The organism is Blastomonas sp., assembly GCF_041747255.1.
GTDB lineage: Bacteria > Pseudomonadota > Alphaproteobacteria > Sphingomonadales > Sphingomonadaceae > Blastomonas.
The window spans coordinates 1-6,624 of the sequence record NZ_JBGTFM010000232.1 but is presented as its reverse complement, the minus strand read 5'-3'; the positions used below and the strand labels follow the sequence as shown (position 1 = coordinate 6,624).

Below are 6,624 nucleotides of genomic sequence, written 5' to 3'. Positions count from 1 at the left end.
AGCGCGGCTTGCCATCGGGGCGCGGCCCGCGCGGCCCCTTTCCCGCTGGGCCATGGCCGCTGGGCTTGTCGGCATAGGAAGCCCGGTCGGCGCTGGTCTTTTTGTCGCCATAGGGCTTTTTGTCACCAAACGGCTTGCGGTCACCGAATGGCTTCTTGTCGCCAAAAGCGGCCTTTTTGTCGCCGAACGGTTTCTTGTCCCCAAACGGCTTCTTGTCGCCGTAGGGCTTGGCCTCATAGCGCGGCTTCAGCGGGCCGGCGTTGGTCTTGCCCTTATAGCCCGATCCTGACCCCGATCCGCTGCGGCCTTCGGCGCGGCGCGGCGGGCCAGAGCGGCTGTGACCCTGTGGCGGGCCATCGGCGCGGGTGATGATGATGCTGCCTTCCTCGCCGTCTTCGCTGCCCTCGGTGCGTTTGACCGCGTCGGCGAAGCGGTCAGCGACTGTGCGTGGCACCTCAAAATGGGTCGCCTCCGGCCCCATGCGGATCGCGCCGATCTCGCTACGGGTGATGTGGCCCCGGCGGCACAGCAGCGGCAATATCCAGCGCGGATCTGCATTTTGCGCGCGGCCGATGTTCATTGAGAACCAGACGGTGTCTTCAAAGCCGGGGCGCGGCCCCATATCGCGCGGCGGCGATGCATCGGCATCGAGCAGCTCTTCGGGCAGCGGCATCTGCGCGCGGTGCGCCTGCACCAGCATGATCGCGATGTCTTCGGCGCTGCGTTCGCCCAGCAGCTTTTCGGCCAGTGTGCGGTCGGCTTCGTCGGCCTCGACCGGCGCCATCAGCTTTTGCAGCAAACGGTCGTGGTCGGCGCGGCGGATGTCTTCAGCGGACGGCGCATTGATCCAGTTCGCATTGATGTTGGCACCGCGCAGCATCGCCTCAAGGCGGCGACGACGCGGATAGGGCACGATCATCATCGCGGTGCCCTTTTTGCCCGCGCGGCCGGTGCGGCCCGATCGGTGCTTGAGCGTGTCCATGTCGCGCGGCAGCTCAACATGGATGACCAGCGACAGGCTGGGCAGATCGATGCCGCGCGCGGCGACATCGGTGGCCACGCAGACGCGCGCACGGCGGTCGCGCAGCGCCTGCAGCGCCTGGTTGCGCTCTGACTGGCTGTGCTCACCTGACAGCGCCACGACCGAGAAGCCGCGCTCGATCAGGCTGGCGTGCAGATGGCGGACGTTGTCGCGGGTCGCGCAGAACAGCATCGCGGTTTCTGCTTCGTGCAGGCGCAGCAGGTTGACGACCGCATTTTCGATGTCGGCAGGCGCCACGGTGACCGCGAGATAGTCGATATCGCCATGACCGCGATCATCGCCCACGGTCGAGATGCGGTGGGCATCGCGCTGGTAGCGCTTGGCGAGTGCGACGATGGGCTTGGGCATGGTCGCTGAAAACAGCATCGTGCGGCGGCCATCGGGGGTCGCGTCGAGAATTTCTTCAAGGTCTTCGCGAAAGCCCATGTCGAGCATTTCGTCGGCCTCATCGAGCACAGCGACCTTGAGGGCGGACAGGTCAAGCGCGCCGCGCTCAAGGTGATCGCGCAAACGTCCGGGCGTGCCGACGATGATCTGCGCGCCCTGCGACAGCGCACGGCGTTCCTTTGAGGCATCCATGCCGCCCACGCAGGTGGCAATGCGCGCGCCTGCCGGACCGTAAAGCCAGATGAACTCGCGGCTGACCTGCAGCGCCAGCTCACGCGTCGGCGCGACAATAAGCGTCAGCGGCTTCATGCTATGCGGCACGCGGCCGTCCTCGGCGATCAGGTCGGTCGCCATCGCGAGGCCGAACGCCACGGTTTTGCCCGATCCGGTCTGCGCCGACACGATCAGGTCGCGACCGAACGCATCCTCGGCAATCACCGCCTGCTGGACGGGGGTCAGTGTTTCATAGCCGTGCGCATCGAGCGCATCCGACAGAACGGCGGGAACATTATCAAAAGGCATGGGCGTATCAATTCGTCTTGAGGATGCGAAGGCTCCGCATCAAAAAGGCGAAACCGCGCGCGACACGCAAAAGGGCGTCGCTGCAAGCCCGTGCGCGTAGCGGTTTGTGTGCAGTTGCACAATGATAATCGCCGGGGAACTTCCCTGAGGCTTATCGCCGCGCGGGTAGCATTCGGTTCAGCAACCGGTCTTTCAGCACATAATGATGCAGCAGCGACGCGGCGGCATGAAAGGCAATCAGCCAGAACAGGATGTCGCCCCCAAGCTGGTGCAGATATTTGATCTGTACCCCCAACACCTCGTTCGCGGGGATCAGGGCGGGCAGGCTGAGCCCCCAGAACAGAATGCTGTCTCCCTCCGCGCTTAGCAGCGCCCAGCCCGCCAACGGCATGACGACCATGAACGCGTATAGTGCCAGATGCGCCGCCCTGGCTGGCACGCTGCGCCAGGCCGGCTCATGCAATGGCCGGGGTGTGAGTGTCAGCACTCGTGCCAGAATGCGCAGCCACACCAGCACGAACACCGTCAGGCCCAGCGTATAGTGCCAGGATTTGAACAGTTCCCGGGTATCGCTGCCCTTGGGATAAAACTCGCGCAGTTCCATCGCGGCGAATACGGCAACGAGCAGCAACAGCATCAACCAGTGCAGCGTGATGGAGGCAGTGCTGTAGCGGTCGCGACTGGATAATGTGGTCATCGATGCATCCTTTGTCCGATGCATAATGAGGCAGGGCCGCGGCAGCATTGATCCACGTCAATTGTCATGGTGGGCGTTGATACAGCGCAAAAATTTCGTCAGCGTGAAGGTTTCAATTGACCGTTAAAACACACGATGTCACGGTTCGCTGCTTGCGGGGGATGTAACTGGAATTGCCGGTAAATCGCGCCAGACGGCCACCGCCACAAAGTGCGTGCATATATCTGATCAGTTTTTCAAATCATTGTGAGGAAGGATAGTGTTATGGCCTTGCGCTCAACCGCAAAGCGGATGTTTCTGGTCGTTGCTCTGGGCATGTCGTCCGTCGCTGCGTCGGCGCAGGATGTCGGCGACTGGGTGCTGTCGCCATGGCAGGGCAGCGATGTGCTGTTTCCCGGGGTGATCGAATCGCGCAGCGGATCAGTGGTGACGGTGCGCTTCGACGATGGCGATGTAGAATCCCGCCCCGCCGACACTGTGCGTCCATTCACCTGGACGGCGGGCAGCAAGATCGCCTGCCGATGGAGCGATGGCGAGTGGTACAAAGCGACGATCCGGTCAATCTCGGGCGATGGCTATACCATGCAGATCCGTTATGATGACGACGGTACCGTGGAAAACACCAACACCGGCCGCTGCCGCACGCGTTGAGGGTTATAAAGCCAGCCCCGCTGCATGGCCGCTGGCCCAGGCCCATTGAAAATTATAGCCGCCCAGCCAGCCGGTGACATCGACTGCCTCACCAATCGCGTAAAGGCCGGGAACCTTGCGGGCCTGCATGGTCTGTGATGACAGGCCATCCGTGCTGATGCCGCCTGCTGTGACTTCTGCCTTGGCAAAGCCTTCGGTGCCATTGGGGTGGAAGCGCCAGTCGGCGAGCTGTCCTTCGGCGGCGGTAAGCGCTTTATCGGGTTGGTCCGCGAGTCGTGCCTCGTCCCCTGACTTTTGGGCCGACAGTCGCTCGGCAAGTGTGGTCGCCAGCCGGTCCGGCAGCAGCGCGGCAAGCGTGCTGCGCACTGTGGCACGGGGCTGGGAGCGTTTGGCGGCGAGCAACCAACCCGGTGCCGCGTGTGGCAAAAAGTTGATCGCGACCGGATCGCCATGCCGCCAATAGCTCGATGCCTGAAGGATCGCCGGGCCTGACAGCCCTTTGTGCGTGAATAGTGCCGCCTCGCGAAACGCGGATTTGCCCGCGCGCGCGATGATCTCGGTCGCAACGCCCGAGAGCGAGCGGAACAGCGTCTCCTCGCCGCCCAAGGTTAGAGGCACCAGCGCGGGGCGCGGTTCGACGACTTTCAGCCCGAACTGCCGTGCAAGATCATAGGCAAAGCCGGTCGCGCCCATTTTGGGGATCGAGGGGCCGCCGGTGGCGACGACGAGTGATGATGCGGACGCGTGCTGCGCGCCATGGTTCAGGCGAAATTGCCCGTCGGCATGGGTGATGTCGCGCGCCGGATGCCCAAGTGCCAGCGCCACGCCGCCCTTGGCACACTCCTCAAGCAGCATCACGACGATCTGCTTGGCTGATCCATCGCAAAAAAGCTGGCCTAAAGTCTTTTCGTGCCAGGCGATGCCGTAGCTGTCGACCAGCGCGATGAAATCAGCCGGGCTGTAACGGCCCAGCGCGGACTTGGCAAAATGCGGGTTTGAGGACAGGAACCGATCCGGCGCGGCGCCGATGTTGGTGAAATTGCACCGCCCGCCGCCCGAGATCAGGATTTTCTTGCCCGGCGCATCGGCATGATCGATCAGCAGCACCCGCCGCCCGCGCTGGCCTGCGACGGCCGCGCACATCATGCCCGCCGCGCCTGCGCCAAGAATGATCGCGTCGTACTGGGTGGGGCTGGTCATGGGGTGAGGCTATGGCGGGCTTGTTCGGTTTCGTCGAGGGCCACTAACCACATCCTCCCCGAGCTTGTCTCGGGGAGGTGGCAGCCTGAAAGGCTGACGGAGGGCAATAACGCCAGCGCTCGCGCATCGCCCCTCCACCACGCCGCTGCGTGTCGCGGTCCCCCTCCCCGAGACGAGCTCGGGGAGGATTTTACTACATCAGCCCCATCGTCTTCATGCTGCTGTGGCCGTCGAGCCCGATGATCACGTGGTCGTGCACGCCGATGCCCAGCCGTTTGCCCGCCTCAATGATCTCGCGGGTGATCTGAATATCTTGCCTGCTGGGCTGGGGGTTGCCGCTGGGGTGGTTGTGGACGAGGATCAGGTTCACAGCGCCAATATCGAGCGCGCGCTTGATCACTTGCCGGGTGTAAATCGCCGCCTGATCGACCGAGCCTTCGGACATGTTGTCATCGGCGATCAGCATGTTCTTGGCGTTGAGGTGCAGCACCCGCACCCGTTCGCGCGTCAGGTGCGCCATGTCGATGCGCAGATAGTCGAGCAAAGCCTGCCAGCTCGACAGCACCGGTTGCTTGCGCACCGGATCGCTGACCAGCCGCTTGGCCGCGACCTGCACGATCTTGAGCGCCGCCGCGCTGGTTTCGCCCATGCCGGATACGTTGCGCAACGAATCGCCATCTGCGGTAAGCACGCCCGCGATGCCGCCGAAATGATCGATCAGCTGCTTGGCAAGCAGCTTGGTGTCGCGGCGCGGGATCGCCAGCGCAAGCAGATATTCGACGATTTCATGGTCGTGCAGCCCGGTTCCATCGCCGTTCAGCAACCGCTCCCTAAGCCGGGCACGGTGGCCCGCGCCGTGATGCCCGCCGGCGCGCGCTTCGGGCGCTTCGGAATCCAGCATAAGCGGCAGCACGGGCGAGGAACGCGGCATATGGCGAGGCTAATGGGTGCGGCTTGTCCCGGCAATCGCTTTTGCAGCGCCCGCAAGTCTGCGCGCCGTTGCAACCCACGGCAAAGCGGCGCATTCAGCCAGCAATGACCGATCACGCCACCGAACCTGAAGCGATCAGCCCGCAGCGGCAGGCGCGCGCGTGGCAGCGGCTGGCGTGGCCGCTGCGCTATGGCCTGTGGGGCATGGCGCTGGTAGCGCTGGTCGGACTGATCGCATGGACCCAGCGTGAGACGATTGCCCGCAATCTGGTCGGCGCAGAGCTTGAGCGCCAAGGGCTGGATGCGACCTATGACATCGAATCCATCGGCGTGGGTCAGCAGATTGTCCGCAATCTGGTGATCGGCAATCCGGCGCGGCCCGATGCGACCATCGAGCGATTGGTGATCGATATCAGCGGCGGGCTGTTTGGCATGAGCATCAACCGCGCCTCGGTCGAGGGGCTGCGCGCCTACGGGCGGCTGGTCAATGGCCGGGTGAGCTTTGGCAGTCTGGACAAGCTGATCTACACAGGCAGCACCGAGCCGTTCGCCCTGCCGCGGCTTGACCTGACGCTCAAGGATGCGCGGCTGCGGATTGACAGCGACTATGGCGCGCTCGGCATCAAGGCCGAGGGCAGCGGCAACTTGCAGAACGGATTTCGCGGCAGGCTGGCGGCGGTGGGCGCGCGGCTGGCTTATGGCGGATGTGCGGTGGAGCAGCCGAGCCTGTATGGCGCGGTCAGCATCACGCGTGGTCGTCCCGAGATCGATGGCCCGCTGCGCTTTGCCTCGCTCGCCTGCAAGGATGCGGGGCTTAGCTTGGCGCGCTCGGCGGTTGCGGTGCGTGTGGGCGCGAATGCCGCGCTCGACCGGCTGAGCGGGACGCTGAGCCCCAGGGGCGGTGCGATTGCGGGGCAGGGCTTTGCTGCTGGCGGCCTGGACGGAGCGGTCTCGTTCACAGCGCGCGCCGGGCAGATCGATGGCGAGATCGATCTGGGACTGACCAATGCGATGGTTGCCGACACCGGCTTTGCCAGCGCGCAGGTGCACGGCGACGCGGTGTTGCGGCTGACGGGCGCGCAGACCGGCTGGTCGTTTGCAGGTGACGTGCGCGGCAGTGGCCTGACGGTTGAGCGTGAGCGCTGGGCCGGGGTGGACGGGGTCGTGGCGGCATCAGCCAGCCTGCCGGTCGGTC

At 64.5% G+C, this 6,624-nt stretch carries 5 protein-coding genes and 1 pseudogene; 2 read left to right on the top strand and 4 right to left on the bottom strand.

Annotated features, from left to right (window positions below):
• Together ACEW8G_RS08305 and ACEW8G_RS08300 are read right to left on the bottom strand one after the other, a co-directional pair.
• The coding region (locus tag ACEW8G_RS08305) for a DEAD/DEAH box helicase (protein ID WP_373487956.1) at positions 1 to 1,951 on the bottom strand (1,951 nt) is incomplete at its 3' end.
• Between the two features lie 151 nt (positions 1,952 to 2,102).
• Complete coding sequence (locus ACEW8G_RS08300) at positions 2,103 to 2,648, bottom strand: cytochrome b (RefSeq protein WP_373487955.1); 546 nt, start codon at positions 2,646 to 2,648, stop codon at positions 2,103 to 2,105.
• Positions 2,649 to 2,912: 264 nt separating this feature from the next.
• Between ACEW8G_RS08300 and ACEW8G_RS08295 the strand changes: the two genes are divergently transcribed.
• Positions 2,913 to 3,299 carry a hypothetical protein gene (locus tag ACEW8G_RS08295; protein WP_373487954.1) on the top strand — a complete coding sequence of 129 codons (387 nt, stop codon included), beginning with the start codon at positions 2,913 to 2,915 and terminating at the stop codon, positions 3,297 to 3,299.
• A gap of 3 nt (positions 3,300 to 3,302) precedes the next feature.
• On the opposite strand, the gene ACEW8G_RS08290 is transcribed toward ACEW8G_RS08295, so the two are convergent.
• On the bottom strand, positions 3,303 to 4,499 hold the full coding sequence (locus ACEW8G_RS08290) for an NAD(P)/FAD-dependent oxidoreductase (protein WP_373487953.1): 1,197 nt from the start codon (positions 4,497 to 4,499) through the stop codon (positions 3,303 to 3,305).
• A gap of 193 nt (positions 4,500 to 4,692) precedes the next feature.
• Entirely contained in the window at positions 4,693 to 5,400 is a 708-nt protein-coding gene (gene radC, locus ACEW8G_RS08285) for a DNA repair protein RadC (protein WP_373487957.1), read from the bottom strand.
• Between the two features lie 134 nt (positions 5,401 to 5,534).
• Here radC and ACEW8G_RS08280 point away from each other — a divergent pair.
• A pseudogene (locus ACEW8G_RS08280) lies at positions 5,535 to 6,624 on the top strand (hypothetical protein); the annotation flags it as partial.